12 protein-coding genes are annotated in these 16523 nt (G+C 63.5%); 7 read left to right on the forward strand and 5 right to left on the reverse strand.

Translation table 11 applies throughout. The annotated features are described in order from the left end of the window. Positions 1-37: 37 nt before the first annotated feature. From zapE to ABEA02_RS06150, 3 genes are all read left to right on the forward strand, one after another. Positions 38-1150, forward strand: a complete 1113-nt coding sequence (gene zapE / locus ABEA02_RS06140) for a cell division protein ZapE (RefSeq protein WP_345531992.1) — start codon at positions 38-40, stop codon at positions 1148-1150. 224 nt (positions 1151-1374) lie between these two features. Next, positions 1375-2694 (forward strand): hypothetical protein, encoded by a 1320-nt coding sequence (locus ABEA02_RS06145; protein WP_345531993.1) that lies wholly within the window; start codon positions 1375-1377, stop codon positions 2692-2694. A 534-nt stretch (positions 2695-3228) separates the two neighbouring features. Next, a complete protein-coding gene (locus ABEA02_RS06150) occupies positions 3229-4902 on the forward strand; it encodes an ABC-F family ATP-binding cassette domain-containing protein (protein ID WP_345531994.1) in 1674 nt (557 codons plus the stop codon). 129 nt (positions 4903-5031) lie between these two features. Here ABEA02_RS06150 and ABEA02_RS06155 read toward each other — a convergent pair whose 3' ends face one another. Next, a complete protein-coding gene (locus tag ABEA02_RS06155; protein WP_345531995.1) occupies positions 5032-6024 on the reverse strand; it encodes a Gfo/Idh/MocA family protein in 993 nt (330 codons plus the stop codon). A gap of 34 nt (positions 6025-6058) precedes the next feature. On the opposite strand from ABEA02_RS06155, the gene ABEA02_RS06160 reads away from it, so the two are divergent. From ABEA02_RS06160 to ABEA02_RS06170, 3 genes are all read left to right on the forward strand, one after another. Further along, on the forward strand, positions 6059-6862 hold the full coding sequence (locus ABEA02_RS06160) for a secretin N-terminal domain-containing protein (protein WP_345531996.1): 804 nt from the start codon (positions 6059-6061) through the stop codon (positions 6860-6862). Positions 6863-6889: 27 nt separating this feature from the next. Then, positions 6890-7816 carry an arginase gene (gene rocF, locus ABEA02_RS06165; RefSeq protein ID WP_345531997.1) on the forward strand — a complete coding sequence of 309 codons (927 nt, stop codon included), beginning with the start codon at positions 6890-6892 and terminating at the stop codon, positions 7814-7816. Positions 7817-8303: 487 nt separating this feature from the next. After that, on the forward strand, positions 8304-9374 hold the full coding sequence (locus ABEA02_RS06170; RefSeq protein ID WP_345531998.1) for an acyltransferase family protein: 1071 nt from the start codon (positions 8304-8306) through the stop codon (positions 9372-9374). 8 nt (positions 9375-9382) lie between these two features. On the opposite strand, the gene ABEA02_RS06175 is transcribed toward ABEA02_RS06170, so the two are convergent. The 4 genes from ABEA02_RS06175 to tfpB form a co-directional block, all read right to left on the reverse strand. Further along, entirely contained in the window at positions 9383-9859 is a 477-nt protein-coding gene (locus tag ABEA02_RS06175) for an acyltransferase (protein WP_345531999.1), read from the reverse strand. Positions 9860-9863: 4 nt separating this feature from the next. Next, positions 9864-11603 (reverse strand): lipid A export permease/ATP-binding protein MsbA, encoded by a 1740-nt coding sequence (msbA, locus tag ABEA02_RS06180; RefSeq protein WP_345532000.1) that lies wholly within the window; start codon positions 11601-11603, stop codon positions 9864-9866. 10 nt (positions 11604-11613) lie between these two features. Beyond that, a complete protein-coding gene (locus ABEA02_RS06185; RefSeq protein WP_345532001.1) occupies positions 11614-12303 on the reverse strand; it encodes a tyrosine-protein phosphatase in 690 nt (229 codons plus the stop codon). Between the two features lie 179 nt (positions 12304-12482). Beyond that, positions 12483-14297, reverse strand: coding sequence for a type IV pilus assembly ATPase TfpB (gene tfpB / locus ABEA02_RS06190; RefSeq protein ID WP_345532002.1), 1815 nt, complete (start codon positions 14295-14297; stop codon positions 12483-12485). A 231-nt stretch (positions 14298-14528) separates the two neighbouring features. On the opposite strand from tfpB, the gene yoaA reads away from it, so the two are divergent. Further along, positions 14529-16493, forward strand: coding sequence for a DNA repair helicase YoaA (yoaA, locus tag ABEA02_RS06195; protein ID WP_345532003.1), 1965 nt, complete (start codon positions 14529-14531; stop codon positions 16491-16493). Positions 16494-16523 lie beyond the last annotated feature (30 nt).

Below are 16523 nucleotides of genomic sequence, written 5' to 3' on the forward strand. Positions count from 1 at the left end.
GGGAATGACGCGAAGTTGTTCAGCGCTCCCTGAACAGATGTCCCACGAAATCCTCAACGTCCCCGAATTCGGCGTCATCGAAGCCTACGAGGCCCAGCTCGCCATGCGCGGCTACAAGGCCGACGTGGCGCAGCGCAAGGCGGTCAACCGCCTGCAAGCGATGTACACCGAACTGCTGGCGTTCAAGGCCGCGCGGCGTACGGCGTTGCGCAAGCTCTTCATCCATCCTGACCTGCCGCGCAGCATCTACCTGTGGGGTGGTGTGGGGCGCGGCAAGAGCTTCATCATGGACAGCTTCTTCGACGCCGTGCCCTATAAACGCAAGCGTCGCGCGCACTTCCACTCGTTCATGCAGAGCATCCACGCCCAGCTGCGTGCGGCGGCGAACGAGGACGACCCGCTCGCCAAGGTGGCCGACGAGATAGCGACCAAGACGCGGCTGCTGTGCTTCGACGAATTCCATGTGTCGGACATCGCCGATGCGATGATCCTCGGCCGTTTGCTGCAAGCCCTGTTCGAGCGTGGCGTGGTGTTCGTGATGACCTCCAACTACCCGCCGGATGGGCTGTACCCCAATGGCCTGCAACGTCAGAACTTCCTGCCCACCATCGAGCTCATGAAAGAGCGCTTCGATGTGGTCGAAGTTGACGACGGTACCGACTACCGCCTGCGTTCACTCGAACGCATGAATACCTTCATCGTGCCCAACGGCCCCGAGACCGACGCAAAATTGTCCGGCCATTTCGCCGAGATCGCCGGCGTGCCTGGCAAGCCTGCCGAGCTGGACGTGCTGGGCCGCAAGCTGCATGCGCGTCGGGCCGCGCCCGGCGTCGTGTGGTTCGACTTCGAAGTGCTGTGCGGGGGGCCGCGTTCGCAGAACGATTACCTGGAGCTGGCGCGCGAACACCACACCCTTCTGCTGTCAAACGTGCCGGTGATGAGCAAGGAGCAGGGCAACGAAGCGCGCCGCTTTACCTGGCTCATTGACGTGCTCTACGACGCTCGCGTCAAGCTCATCGTCAGCGCCGCCGCTGAAGCGCCCGAGCTTTATCGCGAAGGCCCTAATGCGCAGGAATTTCCGCGCACGGTCTCGCGTCTCATCGAGATGCGTACGCGGGAATATCTCGCTGAGCCGCACCGGCCAGAGTAGGGCGGAACTCCGAAGGAGGTTCCGCCAGCCGCCTGCAAGGCGGCATTGCGGTTTGCTACCTGGTGAAATGGCGGAACCTCCGTCGGAGTTCCGCCCTACGAATATCCGGGGTGCGCGGTAAAGTATGCTCGATGCACCGTGCGTTGATCACGCACAGGCAGTACAAAACGGCCATACAGCGATACGTAGCGGCAATTCAAATGCCTCGAATCGGGAGACTTACGATGCACTACCGGACGATCCTGGACGCACTGCGCGCCGGGTTTGCGTGGTTTGTTCTGCTTTGCGCGTGCACACTCAGTTTGTTTGGCGCAACTTCGGCCGCGGGGCAGACGCGCATGTACCGCATGAAAATCAGCCCGGAAGAGTATCAGCGCCTTCCGGTCGGCGCGGAGTACGAGGTCAACGGGGAGTTGCTCGCCAAAGGCAAGCCGGGTGAAGGAAATCGCCTCGTCAGCCACAAGCCAGGCTGCCGCATTCTCCCCAATCGTAAGCCTGGCGAACAGTACGCCCCTGCACAGAGCCCTGACTGCCGTGAGGAGGTTCCGGAGCCCAAATTGCCGTCCTGGGCGGCGCCGATCCCCTATCCCGCCGCCGTGCCGCAAACGCATGGTCTGGACCTCGCACGTCACGATGAAGCAACTGCAGCCGCCTACTTCAAGTGGCTGTGCGAGCACGACGCGGGCGAGTGGGTCTATCGGCGCGTCGACAATGTCGATGGCGTGTTCGAAATGCGTGACAGGCCTTATCACAGTGGAGGTCTTTGGGAGCAGTTTAATCGTTACTACCTTGAAGACCCCTGGGGACAGGTTAGCGATAGAAACTTGGGGCCAGAAACACTATCGCTGCACCGACTCTCCGGCGACAGGAGCTACGTGTTGCTGGATGGCAGGGGTTTCCTCGGTCCCGTCGGCTTCAATCAATACAGCTTGAAAGAGACCTATAACTACTACGAACGCCCCGTCACGCAAGAGGAGTACCTGAATGCTCTGAGGTATCCCCATGCGTACGGGCATCTCAATGGCCCCTCTTACCTGCGCTTCATGCGCCCCTGGCCAGAGGAGCCGTACTTCACCTCAGACAAGAAAGAACTGCGTCGCTACAGCGAGGTCTTGGCCCCCGGTTTGGAGGCTGCTCGTCCCTTTCAACAGCGCAAACCCGGCGAGGTCATGTTGTGGGCGCGCAATCGAGAGCACGCACGACTCATCAAGCTCGCGCCAGAGCCGACAAACGAGATTCGTAGTCGCTATGGCTTTACCTGGCGCGGCATCACCCGCTCCGAGAATGATCGTGCGCTAGGCATTGCGGGAACAGAAGAGCTCGTTGTCGATTTGCAGACTGGCGAGCTGCTGTTCTTGCGCCGCGTCTTCATCAAGGGGCCCTCGGTTGGCGCAAAGAACATGATTGCCTGGCGTGAACGCCAGCAGTGCCCGATGGCAAAAGAGGTTTTGGTGGACATTTTGCGCCCGGCCCTGCCGACACAGCTTCGCGGCCTCGATCTGGCAAAACTGCCCGCGCCAGACGAAGCGAACCCCAAGCCTTGAACACATAACAAACTTCATCTCCGGAGAGCTGGTGGCCTGGATGCAGCAATGCGAATTTCGGGGCGGCTATAAACGCCCCCGATTCCATCTGCGTCCGTATCCAGGCTAGGCGCTACCCACGGCTGCAACTCCAGCCAAATACAATCCAGCGGACAGGCTGAAAGAGGTGTCAGCCTTGGGGTGAGCCTGTCACAAAGGTTTTGCTGGGCGCGGGTTGGCGGGGCGGCTATCATGCCGCTCCCCTAGGGCGTGTTCACAGTAGGCGAGGGGTTGCGCTCGTACGCAATAGTCGCAGGGCAAGGCGCGGCGACGCGGTCAGGGTCGATTTTGTCCAATGAGCCTGACAAGGAGCCGTAACACCGCCATGCGGCTATTGCGTACGAGCCCTCCGGGTTGAGCTTTATGGCTCGCGATACTGCGTTGCACTCCTTGCGTGGGAGAACCACCCCACGCTGCGTCGTGCGCCTTGTCTCACAAGCCATAGAGCTCAACGCAATCCCCTCGCCTACTGTGAACACGCCCTAAGTCCCTCCCATGATTTCCGTCAAGAACGTAACGCTGCGTCGCGGCGTCAAGGTCGTGCTCGACCGTGCTTCCGTCAACTTCGCGCCCGGCGAGAAGATCGGGCTGATTGGCCGTAACGGCGCAGGCAAGTCCTCCTTTTTCGGTCTGCTTAATGGCACGCTGCACGAAGACAGCGGCGAGTTTTCGATTCCTGCGCAATGGCAGATGGCGCAGGTGGCGCAGGACATGCCGGAGACCGAGCAGGGCGCGACCGACTTCGTGATCGAAGGCGACAACGTGCTGATGGCAGCGCGGGCCGAAGTGGCGGCGGCGGAGGCGAGCGACGACGGCATGGCCATGGCGCATGCCTACATGGCGCTGCACGACGCGGGTGAGCACGATGCATCTGCGCGCGCGCAGGCTTTGATTCTCGGCCTGGGCTTCACGACGGCGCAGCTGGATCAGCCGGTGAACAGCTTTTCGGGCGGTTGGCGCATGCGCCTGCAGCTGGCGCGCGCGCTGATGTGTCCGTCAGATCTGTTGCTGCTCGACGAGCCGACCAACCACCTCGACCTCGATGCACTCGTCTGGCTCGAAGCCTGGCTCAAGCGCTACGCCGGCACCATGGTCGTCATCAGCCACGACCGCGAGTTTCTCGACGCCGTGACGCAGGTGACGGTGCATGTCGATAACGCCAAACTCGTGCGCTATGGCGGCAACTACAGCCGCTTTGAAGAAATGCGCGCCGAGCAGATGGCGCTGCAGACGGCCGCGATGGCGAAGCAGGCTGACAAGATCGCCCATCTGCAGAAATTCATCGACCGCTTCAAGGCCAAGGCCAGCAAGGCCAAGCAGGCGCAGAGCCGCGTCAAGGCGCTGGAACGCATGGAGAAGGTGGCGCCGGTACTGGCTGATGCGGAGTTCAGCTTCGAGTTCAAGGAGCCGCTCAACGTCCCCAACCCGATGCTGTCGATGCTCGACGCGAGTTTCGGTTACCCGCCGCCCGCAGAGACGCCCGACGCAGCGCCCACGGTCATCGTGCGCAACATCAATCGCTCGGTACTTGCGGGCCAGCGCATCGGCATTCTCGGTGCCAACGGGCAGGGCAAATCGACGCTGGTGAAGACGGTGGCGCATGCGCTCAAGCCGATTCTTGGCGAGATCAGCGAAGGCAAGGGCCTCAACATCGGCTACTTCGCCCAGCAGGAGCTCGACGTGCTGGATCCGGAGGCCTCACCGCTACTGCACATGATCCGTCTGGCGAAGGACACGCCCGCCCACATGCGCGCGCCGGGGCAGAGCGGCACCGAGCAATCGCTGCGCACCTTCCTCGGCACCTTCAACTTCAGCGGCGACATGGTGCACCAGGCGGTGGGCACCATGAGCGGCGGCGAGAAGGCGCGTCTCGTTCTCTGCATGATCGTCTGGCAACGCCCCAACCTGCTGCTGCTCGATGAGCCGACCAACCACCTCGACCTCGCCACGCGTGACGCGCTGGGCGTGGCGCTCAACGAATTTGAAGGCACGGTGATGCTGGTCAGCCATGACCGTGCGCTATTGCGAGCTGTGTGCGACGAGTTCTGGCTGGTGTCAAAGGGCGCCGTCGAGCCTTATGACGGCGATCTGGATGACTACCAGCAGTTCTTGCTGGATGAGGCGCGGCGAGTGCGGGAAGAGGCGGCTGCGGCGTTGAAAAAGCGTTGAGCAACCCGTACCCCGGAACACCGTCCTACGTAGGGCGGAACGCAAAGCGGTTCCGCCGATCCGGATTCACGAAGCCCATCATCAAGGCGCTCTTTGGGCGACTGGCGGAACCTCCTGCGGAGTTCCGCCCTACGCGTCGAACTCCTGCGTGACACCGCTGTCTGCCGCCTCCCGCGCCATCAAACTCGCATACGTCGCGCTGAACGCATCATCACTGCTGACAACGCACAGCCCCGTCCCTAGCACTTGATCGACAAAGCTCGCAAAGATCGAGCGCTCGGGCAGCAGGGGCAGGTTCTGCAGGCCCTGGGCTTCGTCGTTGAGCAGCCAGACATTTCCCTCACGCACTTCGAGCACGCCGCGCGTACCGGCGATGCGGATGCGGTCGTCATCGTGTGTCGGTGCCGTGCCGGGCCGCAGGTAGTCGATGCTGACGGTGGCGGCGATGTCGTTGCTCATCTGGAACAGGCATTGCGCGGAGACTTCGAGATCGCCATTGCCGCCGTTGTGTGCGCGGCTGTGGGAGGCGCTGACGCTGATGAAGGATTCGCCCGAGAGCCATTGCAGCCAGTCGATGGCATGACTGCCGACCCAGGGTATGAGACCGCCGCTGCGCTCGCGGCTGGCGAAGAAGGCGGGGCGCTTGCCGAGTTTGTAGGACTTCTGTGCGTGCATGAGCCGCACTTCGCCGATGCGGCCTGCCTGCACGGCAGCGTGCGCGGCGAGGAACCAGGGCTTGCAGCGGATGCCGAACATTGCAGCGAAGTGCTGGCTGCTGGCTTCGTGAGCGTCGATCAGTGTGGCGAGCTCGTCGAGGCGCGTGGCGACGGGCTTTTCGCTGAACACGTTGTGGCCGCGTTGCAGGCATTCGGTGCTGATGCGGGCGTGGTCGCCGAAGTGACAGTTGACGGCGACGATGTCAGGCTGCACGGCGTCGAGCATGTCGCTCCAGTCGTCGAAGCGCGGTGCTGCGATGCCGCGTTCCTGCAGCATGGTGGCGAGCTTGCTCAGGTCTTCACCGTCGGAGCCGGCTGCGAAGCCGACCAGCGCCACGCGTTCGTCGAGGCCTTCGAGTACATAGCGGTAGTGGCCGCTACCGCCGATAATGCAGAGTCGCAACATCGTTTGTGATCCGGTGATTGAAAGAGGAGCCTGCGTGAAACAGTTCTTCCTGGCTTGTGTGTTCGCCGTTTTGATGGGCAATGCCATGGCCCAGCAACGGCTCGAAATCATACCCTTGCAGCATCGTCTGCCAGATCAGGTCTTGCCCACCTTGCAAGGCTTGCTGGAGCCCGGTGCAACGCTGACTGCGGCGAACAACAAGTTGTTCTTGCGTGCTTCGCCGGCAAACATTGCGCAGATCCGCGAGGCGCTCGCGGCCCTGGATACGCCTTCGCGTCGCGTGATGATTTCGGTGCGGCAAGGCGGCACGAGCAGCGGCAATTCGCGTGACATGGGCGTGCAATCAGGGCGTGTCATCGTAGGGCCGGACGGCATCGTGCGTGCACAGGCCGATGTGCGCGTCGAGGCGCGCACGACGCAGGGCAGCCAGAGTGCGCAACAGCAGGTGCAGACAGTTGAGGGTGGTGAGGCGTCAATCTTCCTTGGTCGTTCGCTGCCGATTCCCATGCGTCAGACTTTTGTGCGGCCCGGGGGCGGCGTGCAGGTCGCGGAGGGTGTGCAGTATGTCGACGTCGGTACAGGCTTCACGGCACGGCCGGATCTGATCGGCGAACGCGTGCGGCTGACCATCTCGCCGCAGATGATGCAGGCGAACCCGGGCGGCGTGATCTCTGGCAGCCGGCTGAGCACGCAGATCGAGGGGCGTCTGGGCGAATGGATTTCACTGGGCGGCGGCAGCATTGAGCGCAGCAATCGTCAGCGTGGCATCGTGTCTGACGGATCGACCCAGGGCGAGCAGACCAGTGAGGTCTGGCTGAAGGTTGATGTGATCCAGTGACCACCTTCGTTGTTTTTTGAGGTGACTATGAGTGAACGCCGCAAGCGTGTGAGTCTGGTTGGAGCACCCACCGATATCGGTGCCGGCATGCGTGGCGCATCGATGGGGCCGGAAGCCTTGCGGGTCGCAGGTATCCATGCGGCGCTGGCTGCACGTGTTGCCGAGGTGGAAGATCGCGGCAATCTTGGTGGCCCGGGCAATCCCTGGCAGAAGCCGGTGAGTGGCTACCGCCATCTGCCCGAAGTGGTGAGCTGGAACCTGCTGGCTTTCGAAGCTTTGCATGACGTACTTGCCGCTGGGCGACTGCCGGTGTTGCTGGGCGGTGACCATTGTCTGGGCATCGGTTCGATCCGCGCGGCCATGCGGCATTGCCGCGAGACGGGTAAGCATCTGCGCGTGCTCTGGCTGGATGCACACGCCGACTTCAACACGCCCGCCATCACCCCCAGCGGCAACCTGCACGGCATGCCGCTGGCCTGCCTGTGCGGCATGGGGCCGACCGAGCTGGTGCACCTTGCTGGCGAACCAGGGCGCTTGCCTATCGAGGCCTTGCGCCTGATCGGTGTGCGCAGCGTCGATGAAGGTGAGCGCCGGCTGGTGCATGAGTCGCGGCTGGAGGTGTTCGACATGCGCTTCATTGATGAATGGGGCATGCGCCACACCATGGAGCAGGCCTTGTCGGGCATCGACGAGAACACGCATCTGCATGTCAGTTTTGATGTCGACTTCCTTGACCCCGATTTGGCCCCCGGGGTCGGGACGACCGTGCCCGGCGGACCGACTTATCGCGAGGCGCAGTTGTGCATGGAAATGATTGCGGACACGGGGCTGCTGGGCTCCCTCGACATCGTGGAGCTCAACCCTGCGCTGGACGAACGCAACCGCAGTGCGCTGGTGGTGGTGGATCTGGTCGAGAGCCTGTTCGGCAAGTCGACGCTGATGCGGATGGGCTGATAACCGAGGGCTGCTGGGGCGGTTTGCGGCGTGGCGTTGTGCGGATGAATCCGCACCTACGGGGTGGCGTGGCGCCTGAGCGTGGGGCTGGTTTTAATCGGCCACGGTGGTGAGTGTGGGTGACAAGGCGGTTTGCGACGTGGGGTTGTGCGGATGAATCCGCACCTACGGGGTGGCAGGGCGCCTGAGCGTGGGGCTGGTTTTAACCTGCCATGGTGGTGAGTGAGGGTGACAAGGCGGTTTGCGACGTGGGGTTGTGCGGATGAATCCGCACCTGCGTGGGCAGGTCGTGCCGGTTTCGTAGGGCGGGTTTTAACCCGCCAAGGTGGTGCGTATGGGGCTCGATCCCTCGATCTCAGCTTGCGGCAGTGTGTAAATTCCCTTCGGGATGACTAAAGGCTAAGAGTTTTCCCCTACGACTTCCGTATAATTCGCGACCTCGTTGATTCGTAATGCATGCTGCTTTGCAGAATGCGCCGTATTCAGGATGTCCCGTTCTTTCACAGGGCCGATGCAGGGGCTAGACGTCTTCAAAGCCGTCGCTGCACAACTGATCGTGCTTCATCACCTCGCTTTCTATGGCCCCATGCCCGACGCGGCCTGGTCGCTGGCGCCAGACCTGTTTGGTTGGCTGGCCAACCATGCGCGCATTGCCGTGCAGCTGTTCATCGTGATGGCCGGCTTTCTCACGGCCCACACGCTGGCGCCTGCGGGTCAGCTGTCCGTGCCGGCGAGCTTCGGTCTCGTCGCGCGGCGTTACCTTCGACTGGCTTTGCCTTTCTGTGTTGCCCTGCTGGTCTGCATGGCCTGTTCGGCCCTGGTGCGCGGCACGCTGGACCCGGCCCTGGTGCCGCATGCGCCCAGCGCGCGGCAGTTTCTCGCCCACGTCTTCCTGATGCATGACCTGTTCGGCTTTGATGCTCTGTCGGCTGGTGCCTGGTATGTCGCCATCGACCTGCAATTGTTCGTACTGTTCCTCGGTCTGATGCACTTCGGTGGCCGCATGGGTCAGTACGCAGGTGCGGTCCTGGTGTTCTGCGCTGCGCTGGCCGGCTTCTTCCATTTCAACCGCGACGCGTCTTGGGACGTGTTCGGCGTGTACTACTTCGGCGCCTATGGCCTGGGCGTGTATGCCCGCTGGGCGCTGAACTCGCTGGTGTGGCGTCGCGCCTTCGGTGTGCTGGCGGTGATTGCCGTGCTGGCGTTGATTGTTGACTACCGCGTGCGCCTGACCGTGGCAGTGGTGATGGCCTGCATGCTGTGCTGGTCCTTGCGCTGGCAGTTGGCACCATTGGCGGCGGCACTGAGCCGTTATCTGGCGCGCACCAGCTATGCGCTGTTCCTCACGCACTTCAGCGTGCTGTTGCTTACCAACATGGTGGCGAGCAAGTGGGTGGGCCAGTCGCGTGCCGGCAACTTCAGTGGCCTGCTGGTCGCCTGGGGGCTGGCAAATCTGGTGGCCCATGTCTTCCATCGCTGGGTGGAAGTGCCGGCGCTGCAGTGGATCTCGCGCGTGCGGCCGCGTGTGGCGACGGGCGCTGCAGCAGCGACGGCTTGAGCGCCGCTTCAGCGCACGTAGTGCACGCCGCCCGCTGTCGGGCCTGACGCAATCTCGGCTTCTTTCCGTGCGAGAAAATCTGCCGTTGTGCCGATGACGCGCGCGGGGTTGCCTGCGACGACCATGCCGTCCTGTACCGCGCCAGTCACCACGCTGCCTGCGCCGATGATGACGTCGCTGCCAATCTGCGCGCCGAGCAGTACGATCGCACCGGCACCGATGAAGACACGATCCCCGATGACTACCGGTGCAATGCGTACCTGACCGAGTGCGCGGTTCATGCTCGCATCGTGCGCCAGGATGATGACGCGCGGGCCCAGCGTGACGTCGTTGCCGATGCGTATGTGCTGGCAGTGCCAGGCATCGATGCAGCAATCGTCCTGCATGTAGAAGTTGTTGCCGATCTTGAGGCCACGCCGTAGAAGGCGCGGCAGTGGATCGCGGCTGAGCAGGGAGCGCAGCAGACTGCGCAACCAGGCGGGCATACGCTCAGTCCGCCACGAGGTCTTCGCCGCTGGCCAGCAGGCGCGCATAGGCGCCATTGGCAGCCAGCAGTTCGGCATGGTTGCCGATCTCGACGATGCGGCCGCGCTCCATCACCACGATACGGTGGGCGTCGCGGATGGTCGTCAGGCGGTGAGCGATGACCAGCACGGTGCGGTCGCGGCGCAGTTCGACAAGCTTTTCGCGCACGACGCGTTCGGACTCGTTGTCGAGCGCCGATGTCGCTTCGTCGAGCAGCAGGATGGGCGCGTTCTTGAGGAAGGCGCGCGCAATCGCGAGGCGCTGGCGCTGGCCGCCCGAGAGCTGGTTGCCATTGGTGCCGATGCGCGTGTCGAAACCTTGCGGCAGCTTCTGGATGAACTCCAGCGCATGTGCTTGCACGGCAGCCGCTTCGATGTCGGCTTGCGTAGCGCCCTGGCGGCCGTAGGCGATGTTGTGCGCCACGGTGTCGTCGAAGAGGGCGGCATGCTGTCCGATGAGCGCCAGTTGCTGGCGCAGGTCGTCGAGCGGCATGTCCTGCAGTGACACGCCGTCGATGAGGATGCGGCCGGAGTCCAGTTCGAAGAAGCGCGCCACCAGCGCCAGCAGCGTCGTCTTGCCGCTGCCCGAGGCGCCTACGAAGGCGACGGTCTCGCCGGGGGCAATGCTCAGCGTGAAGTCCTGCACGGCAGGCGTTTCCTGCCCCGGATAGCTGAAGCGCACCTGCTCGAAGCGGATCTCGCCACGTGCGCGTGGCAGCTTCAGCTGGCCCTGGTCTTTCTCTGCCGGCAAGTCGATCAGTTCGAAGATGCTCTGTGCACCAGCAAGGCCACGCTGTATCGTGCTGTTGATATTGGTGAGACGGCGGATCGGTTCGAAGATCAGCGAGGTCACCGTGACGTAGGCCATCAGGTCGCCGGGCGTCAGCATGCCGGTCGACACCAGGCTGCCCGCTGCGTAGAGCACGCCGGCAACGGCCGCGAACGCCAGTACCTGCACCATGGGCACGTTGACCGCCGAGATGCGCACGACGCGCATCGTCTCGCGGCGCAGGGCGTTGGAGATGTCGGCGAAGCGTCGCGATTCGTGTTCGCGCGTGCCGAAAATCTTGATCTCGCGAAGGCCTGTCAGCTGCTCCTCGACAGCATTGGTCATCTCCCCCATCTGCAATTGCTGCTGGCGGTTGGAGGCACGCATGCCGGCGCTGGCCTTGCGGATGATCCAGGCGATCACGGGGCCGATGGCGAGGATGATCAGGGTCAGGTGCCAGGCGCTGTAAAACAGCCAGGCGAACAGCGCGATGACGGTCAGCGTGTCCTGGATGACGATGATCCAGGCGTTCGACAGCGCGGCGCCCACTTGCGGGATGTCGTAGGTAACCCGCGACAGCATGCGGCCCGAGGTCTGCGCCTGATGCGTGCTGAGTGGCAGGGCCATGTGGTGGTCGAAGACGAGACGGCGCAGGTCGTCGATGGCCTTGTTGGCCACCCACTGGCTGGAGACGTTGGAGGCGTACTCCGCCAGGCTCTTGCACAGGACGATGCCCACCAGCATCAGCAGGATGGGGCCCAGCGCGCTGCGGTTCTGGGCAATCAGCACCTCGTCGACGAGGTATTTCATCTGCTGCCCCAGCAGCGGCGTGAGCCCCGCGACAGCCGCCATGGTTAGGATGGACAGCAGCGATACGCGCCAGTAGGGCTTGATGTAGCCCAGCAGGCGGCGGTAGAGGAGGACGGAGTCTTTCATGACCGGCTGCTTACTCGCGGTGCAAGACTTTGTCGACGAAGAAGTCCGACAAGCCCCGCACCTTGAAGGTCTGTTTCAGCTGCTCGCGGTCGTATTGCTTCGTCAGCCATTCTTCGAATGTGATCGGCGCATTCTGCGCATCGGCCAGGTACTTTTCGAAGAAGTAGTCCAGCACGCCGGTCTTGGAGCCCTTGAAGTGGCCGTACTTCCAGGACAGCTCGTCCATCGCGCTGGCAATGTCGTCCTTGCGGCGGAACACTCGGTACAACGCAGCAGCGAAGCCGGCACGGTCGGCGCCCGACTTGCAGTGCACGAGGGCGGGGTATTCGATGCGGTCGAACATGGCCTGCGTGGCCAGCACGGCGTCGACCTCGGGCGCGCTGCGCGACAGGATGCCCTTGTGGTTGACCAGGGTGATGCCCAGCTCGCGGCAGGTTTCTTCTTCAAGCGCGTAACGCAGAGTCTGGTCGGCACCGCGCAGGTTGATGATGGTCTTGATGCCGTACTTCTTCGCGTACTTGCGGATCTGGCTGGGGCTGGGCTGGCTGGAACGGAACAGGCCGCCGGGCAACGCGTACAGGTTGTTGTAGAAGACGCGAAAGATTCCATGGTCGACGAACAGCATGTCGAGCCAGGCGAGGAAGCGGCGAAAGGGGGTATTGATGCGGGCGGCAGTGTGCCCGGTTGAGTCGGTGCTCAAAAGTCGGTTCCGTCAGGCGAAGGGCCGGATTATCGCCGAATTCGGGGATGGGCGTCCGGTGTGCCGGCACTTCAACCCCTCCCCTCCCTCCCCTTGTCAGGGGAGGGCGATCATGCACGCCCATCCGGACGCCTCCCCTGACAAGGGGAGGTCGGGAGGGGTTTCGACGCGCTCAAATTTCATGCGCCGTCGTCGTCCGCAGGCGGTGCGATGCGCACTACTTCATCCATCGCAGTGAGGCCCTTGGCGATCTTCAGCGCGCCGGACACACGCATCGGCTTCATCCCCTCGCGGCAGGCCACGTTGCGGATCGCAGCGAGGTCGGCGTCGGGGCGCACGAGCTGGCGGATCGCGGGTGACATGAGCATGGTTTCGTAGATGCCCATGCGGCCCATGTAGCCGGTGTTGCGGCACTCCAGGCAGCCGACAGGGCGATAGACCTTGGCCGGTGGCGGCGCCTTGAAGGGCAGGGCCAGCTTGTCCCATTCGACGAGCTCTTCGGGTGTCATGTCGTCGGCGCGCTTGCAGTGCGGGCACAGGGTGCGCACCAGGCGCTGCCCCATGATGCCCAGCACGGTGGCGTTGAGCAGGTAGGACGGCACGCCCAGATCGAGCAGCCGCGTGATGGCGGCCGGGGCGTCGTTGGTGTGCACCGTGGACAGCACGAGGTGGCCGGTGAGCGAGGCCTGGATGGCCATGTCGGCGGTTTCGAGGTCGCGGATTTCACCGATCATGATGATGTCCGGGTCCTGCCGCATGAGCGCCCGCACGGCTTGCGCAAAGCCCAGGTCAATGTTGGCGAGCACCTGCATCTGGTTGAAGCTCTCTTCGACCATTTCGATCGGGTCTTCGACCGTACACACGTTCACTTCTGACGTGGCGAGCTGCTTGAGCGTGGAGTAAAGCGTGGTGGTCTTGCCGGAGCCGGTGGGGCCTGTGACGAGGATGATGCCGTTGGGCTGTTTGGTCATCGACTCCCAGCGCTGCAGGTCTTCGTCTGTGAAGCCCAGCTCGGCGAACGAGCGCACCAGTACCTCGGGGTCGAAGATGCGCATGACGAGCTTTTCGCCGAAGGCGGTCGGCAGCGTGGACAGACGCAGCTCGACTTCCATGCCGGCGGGTGTGCGCGTCTTGATACGGCCGTCCTGCGGGCGACGTTTCTCGACGACGTCCATGCGGCCGAGGATCTTGATGCGGCTGGTCATCGCGTTGATGACCGTCATCGGGAGCTGGTATACCTGATGCAGCACGCCGTCGATGCGGAATCGCACGAGGCCGACGTCGCGGCGCGGCTCGATGTGGATGTCAGACGCGCGCTGGTCGAAGGCGTACTGCCACAGCCAGTCGACGATGCGCACGATGTGCTGTTCGTTGGCATCGAACTGGCGGTCGGTTTCGCCGAGGTCGACGAGCTGCTCGAAGTTGGTGAGGCTTGAGCGTTGCTGCTGGTCGCCGGTGTTGGCCTTCTTGACTGACGCAGCGAGCTTGTAGAACTCGATCTGGAACTTTTCGATGTCCTGCGGGTTGGCCAGCACGCGGCGGATGTTCTTGTGCACGACCCGCTGCAGCTCGACTTCCCAGTCGCGCACATGCGGTTCGGCAGTGGCGATGACCACTTCGGCGCTGCTGACCTGCACCGGCAGCACCTTGAGTCGCGCCGCGTAGGCGCTGGACATGACCTCGGTGACGGTTGCGAAGTTGATCTTCAGCGGGTCGATGTGCATGTATTCCATGCACACCTTGCCGGCCAGCCACTCGGTCAGCCATTCCAGGTGCAGCAGGCGGTGTGGCGGTTGCATCGACTTGAACTTCTTGTCAGCGATGATCACCAGCGGGTGCGTGCCGGTCTTCTGCAGGTGGCGCGCTTCCATGGCCAGCTGCGCTTCGTCCCGTGTGATGAGCTGGTCCTCCAGCATCATCTTCAGGATGTCCTTGAGGACGAGGGGCTGGTCGCCCTGGTGGGCACGCGGCGCAAGGCTGGCTGGATTGGACATGGAGGACGGCGGTCTCGGTCGGGCGCAGGAAGAACGCAGGCAATGTAGCCCAAGCCGTGGGGGGCGGCAATTGCGGAGGGCCTCCGTCCGGCGGGCGCCAGGTAAGCGCGTGTTAAGATTTTCCCGCAGCCCGCCTTGGCGGGCGATCCTGCACTCCTCCCGCACCACCTTCCGGGCACGACGCTGGCATGCATGGCTGCTGCCGCGGTACTGCACGCCAGACGCTGTTCCATGTCCGACGACATCCTCCTGCACTTTGCTGAAGACGGCACGCTTGCCCAGACGATCCCCGGCTTCCGGCCGCGTCCGCAGCAAACCGAGATGGCCCAGGCCATTGCGCAGGCCATTCGTGGCTGCCGCGTGCTGGTGGCGGAGGCCGGCACGGGCACGGGCAAGACCTTCGCCTACCTCGTGCCGGCGCTGATGTCGGGCGGCAAGGTGATCGTCTCGACGGGTACCAAGACGCTGCAGGACCAGCTGTTCCACCGCGATCTGCCAGCCGTGCGCAAGGCGCTCAAGCTGCCTGTGACCGTGGCATTGCTCAAGGGGCGGCAGAACTACGCCTGTCATTACCACGTTGAGCAGGCCAAGACCGAGGGGCGCTTCATGAACCGCGAAGACGCCCACTACCTGCCGCGTATTGCGCGCTGGATGTTGCAGACGCAGACCGGCGACAAGTCCGAATGCGATGGTGTGCCAGAGGACGCGACGGTGTGGATTGCCGCGACCTCGACGCGCGACAACTGCCTGGGGCAGGAGTGTGCCTACGCCAAGGAATGCTTCGTGATGGCGGCGCGGCGCCGCGCGCAGGAGGCGGATGTGGTGGTGGTCAATCATCACCTGTTCTTCGCTGACGTGATGCTGCGCGACGGCGGCATGGCCGAGCTGCTGCCCAACTTCAACACGGTGATCTTCGATGAGGCGCACCAGTTGCCGGAGACCGCCAGCCTGTTCTTCGGCGAGAGCGTGTCGACCGGCCAGTTGCTGGACCTCGCGCGCGACACGCGCATGGAAGCCGTGCAGAACGCCAAGGACTACGCGCCGCTGCAGGACGCCACGCGTTCGCTGGAGAAGTGCGCCAAGGACCTGCGTCTTGCGGTGGCTGGCGAAAACGCGCGCCTCAGCTTTTCCCAGCTGGCCGACAACACGGCTCTGCACGGCGCATTGGACGTGCTGGAGAAAGAGCTCGACAGCTTCCTCGTGCATGCCGAATCGCAAGCGGAGCGTGCCGAGGGCCTGGAGAAGTGCTGGCAGCGGGCTACCGTGCTGGCCGAAGCGCTGACGCGCTGGCGGCGTGTCGATGCGCCGGACCTGATCCGCTGGGCGGAAGTGTTCAGCCATTCGCTGTCGCTCAATGTCACGCCCTTGAGAGTCGCCGAGATCTTCAAGAAGCAGGTCGAAGGCCAGGCCAAGAGCTGGATCTTCACCTCGGCGACGCTGGCGGTTGGCCGCAGCTTCGAGCACTACACGGGCGAGTTGGGGCTAAACCTGCTGGAGAACCCGCCCGAGACCGCCGTCTGGGGCAGTCCGTTCTCGTACGGCGAGCAGGCCATGCTCTACGCTCCCGAGGGCATGCCCGATCCCAACAGTCCCGGTTTCATCGAGGCCGTCGTGGACACGGCCTACCCGGTGATCTGTGCGGCACAGGGCCGTGCCTTCGTGCTCAGCACCTCGCTGCGCGCGATGAAGCAGATCCACGAAGGCCTGCAGTCGCGTTTCGAAAGCGACGGCAAGACCTTTCCGCTGCTGATGCAGGGGCAGGGCTCGCGCAGCGAGTTGCTGGAACGCTTCCGCCGCCTCGGCAACGCCGTGCTCGTCGCCAGTCAGAGTTTCTGGGAAGGTGTTGACGTGCCCGGGGATGCGCTGTCAGTGGTCATCATCGACAAGCTGCCCTTTGCCCCGCCCGACGATCCGGTGCTCAAGGCACGCGTCGAGTGGATGGAGAAGGAGGGCAAGAACCCCTTCATGGAATACCAGCTGCCGCGCGCCGTCATCAACATGAAGCAGGGCGCTGGCCGCCTGATCCGCACCGAGCAGGATCGTGGTGTGCTGGTGGTCTGTGACCCGCGCATGATTACCAAGCCTTACGGCAAACGCGTCTGGCAGAGCCTGCCGCCAATGCGCAGGACGCGTGTGCTGGACGAGGTGGTCGAGTTTCTGGAGCAGTTGCCGCCGCCGGCGACAGCGGGATTCTGAGGGTGTTGATGGATGCGCTGTGCTTATTCA

Source organism: Viridibacterium curvum, assembly GCF_039544165.1.
Taxonomy (GTDB): Bacteria; Pseudomonadota; Gammaproteobacteria; order Burkholderiales; family Rhodocyclaceae; genus Viridibacterium; species Viridibacterium curvum.

Excerpts from the sequence above, each read along its gene's own strand:
- msbA (WP_345532000.1), bottom strand. The coding sequence starts at position 11,603 with ATGAAAGACTCCGTCCTCCTCTACCGCCGCCTGCTGGGCTACATCAAG.
- ABEA02_RS06155 (WP_345531995.1), bottom strand. The coding sequence starts at position 6,024 with ATGTTGCGACTCTGCATTATCGGCGGTAGCGGCCACTACCGCTATGTA.
- ABEA02_RS06170 (WP_345531998.1), top strand. The coding sequence starts at position 8,304 with ATGTCCCGTTCTTTCACAGGGCCGATGCAGGGGCTAGACGTCTTCAAA.
- yoaA (WP_345532003.1), top strand. The coding sequence starts at position 14,529 with ATGTCCGACGACATCCTCCTGCACTTTGCTGAAGACGGCACGCTTGCC.
- ABEA02_RS06145 (WP_345531993.1), top strand. The coding sequence starts at position 1,375 with ATGCACTACCGGACGATCCTGGACGCACTGCGCGCCGGGTTTGCGTGG.
- rocF (WP_345531997.1), top strand. The coding sequence starts at position 6,890 with ATGAGTGAACGCCGCAAGCGTGTGAGTCTGGTTGGAGCACCCACCGAT.
- tfpB (WP_345532002.1), bottom strand. The coding sequence starts at position 14,297 with ATGTCCAATCCAGCCAGCCTTGCGCCGCGTGCCCACCAGGGCGACCAG.
- ABEA02_RS06175 (WP_345531999.1), bottom strand. The coding sequence starts at position 9,859 with ATGCCCGCCTGGTTGCGCAGTCTGCTGCGCTCCCTGCTCAGCCGCGAT.
- ABEA02_RS06150 (WP_345531994.1), top strand. The coding sequence starts at position 3,229 with ATGATTTCCGTCAAGAACGTAACGCTGCGTCGCGGCGTCAAGGTCGTG.
- zapE (WP_345531992.1), top strand. The coding sequence starts at position 38 with ATGTCCCACGAAATCCTCAACGTCCCCGAATTCGGCGTCATCGAAGCC.